Origin of the sequence: Nonomuraea guangzhouensis (assembly GCF_019396345.1) — a bacterium.
Lineage (GTDB): Bacteria > Actinomycetota > Actinomycetes > Streptosporangiales > Streptosporangiaceae > Nonomuraea > Nonomuraea guangzhouensis.
In genome coordinates this window covers 1-1,580 of record NZ_JAHKRM010000104.1, presented here as the reverse complement: position 1 = coordinate 1,580, position 1,580 = coordinate 1, and the positions used below count along the sequence as shown (strand labels likewise).

Below are 1,580 nucleotides of genomic sequence, written 5' to 3'. Positions count from 1 at the left end.
GACATCCGGGACTGGATCGCTCAGTGGAACGACAATCCCCGCCCCTTCGTGTGGAAGAAGACCGCCGAAGAGATACTTGAATCCCTCGCTAAATATCTCCGGCGAATTTCAGGCGCATGACACTAGCTGGCGTAGGGGTTGCCACCGAGCCAGGTGGTGCCGTCGATCAGTTCGCGCGCCGCGTCCAAGTGGCCGCTGTGGCAGGCGACTTCGGTGAGCACGTGGATCAGGATGTGCCGCACCTCAGGCAGCCGCCAGGTCGGCCAGATCTCCACGGGCCAGCCGGCGGGCTCCTGTTCGGGCGTGGCAGCGGCGAGCACGGCGTCCGCGCGCGCGATGGCCGCCCGGTAGTCGGCGAAGACCTCCTCGGCGCCCATCCCCTCGGGTACGTACCAGTGCGCCTCCGCGCCCGCCGTGAGCTGTCCGGCCTCATCCGGCTCGCCTGCAATCACCCCGGGGAACCAGAAGCGTTCGACATCCAGGGTGAGGTGGCGCAGCAATGCCAGGCAGTTCCAGCCACTGGGCAGCACCGGCCGCCGCAGATCCTCCTCCGAGAGCCCTTCGAGGATCCCGAGGACGTGCTCGCGCTGGCGGTCCAGGGCGCCCTTGAGGGCGTCGAGTTCGGCGTTCACCGGGCGGCGCACAGCTCGGCGAGGCGTTCGAGGGTGCTCGCCATCTGCGCCTGCCACCAGGCGCGCCCGCTGTCCACTTCCGCCCGTTTGTCCTCCGGCATGCGCGAACCGTCGAAGATCTCGGTCACCACCGTCACCCCGGCCCCGTCCGGGAGCAGGTCGAAGATCCACCGGTGGCCCCACTCGGCCCCGGGCGCGGTGGCGTCCGGGTGCCCGCGACCGGGCCTCGGCTCCCAGCCGATGCGGCGGTCCGGCTCGTACTCGACGACGTGGTTGTTCATCTCGTAGTCGCCGTAGCGCTCGTAGTGCATCCGCATCACGAAGACGTCCCCGGCGCCCGAGAGCACGGCGTCGGAGACGCCACCGCGCAGCATCCCCGAGCCGTCGAGGTCCGGGTGCCGTCCGGGGTCGGCCAGGATTCGGAAGATGTCCCCCGCCGGGGCGCCGATGCGCCGGGACACCACCACCACGGGCTCGCCTGTCGTACTCGTCATCCGCGCGCCTCCGTCAACCGCAGAGCATGAACCTGACTCCGGCCTGGACGCTACACCGGGGGTACGACAACGCCTGGCCGAGCACGTACGAGCCCCGCCCTACGCGCACTCCCACCGAATCAGTTCTGTCGCCAGCACCGCATGCCATCGGGTGGGCGGCGACCTCCTCCAGCAGTACTCGCGCCAGCATGCGGCCCACCTCCGCCATCGGCTGCCGCACACTGGTCAGCAGCGAGTTGGTGTGCCGCGCGATCGGCGAGTCCTCGAAGCCGATCAGCGCCACGTCGTCCGGAACCCGCCAACCCGGCAAACCTTCTCGGTCAAAGCACTAGTGTCATGCGCCTGAAATTCGCCGGAGATATTTAGCGAGGGATTCAAGTATCTCTTCGGCGGTCTTCTTCCACACGAAGGGGCGGGGATTGTCGTTCCACTGAGCGATCCAGTCCCGGATGTC

The 1,580-nt window shown here is 68.4% G+C and carries 3 protein-coding genes and 1 pseudogene; all 4 read right to left on the bottom strand.

All coding sequences use genetic code 11. From position 1 onward, the window contains the following. Window positions 1-122 precede the first annotated feature (122 nt). The gene (locus KME78_RS63580) at window positions 123-632 is read right to left on the bottom strand and encodes a DinB family protein (protein WP_219539944.1); all 510 of its coding nucleotides are present in this window, start codon (window positions 630-632) and stop codon (window positions 123-125) included. Further along, entirely contained in the window at window positions 629-1,126 is a 498-nt protein-coding gene (locus KME78_RS63575) for an SRPBCC family protein (protein WP_219539943.1), read from the bottom strand. The genes KME78_RS63580 and KME78_RS63575 overlap by 4 nt, the downstream gene beginning before the upstream one ends. 13 nt (window positions 1,127-1,139) lie before the next feature. Further along, on the bottom strand, window positions 1,140-1,436 hold the full coding sequence (locus KME78_RS63570; protein WP_219539942.1) for a substrate-binding domain-containing protein: 297 nt from the start codon (window positions 1,434-1,436) through the stop codon (window positions 1,140-1,142). Window positions 1,437-1,460: 24 nt separating this feature from the next. Next, window positions 1,461-1,580 (bottom strand): annotated as a pseudogene (locus tag KME78_RS68385) (IS630 family transposase); the annotation flags it as partial.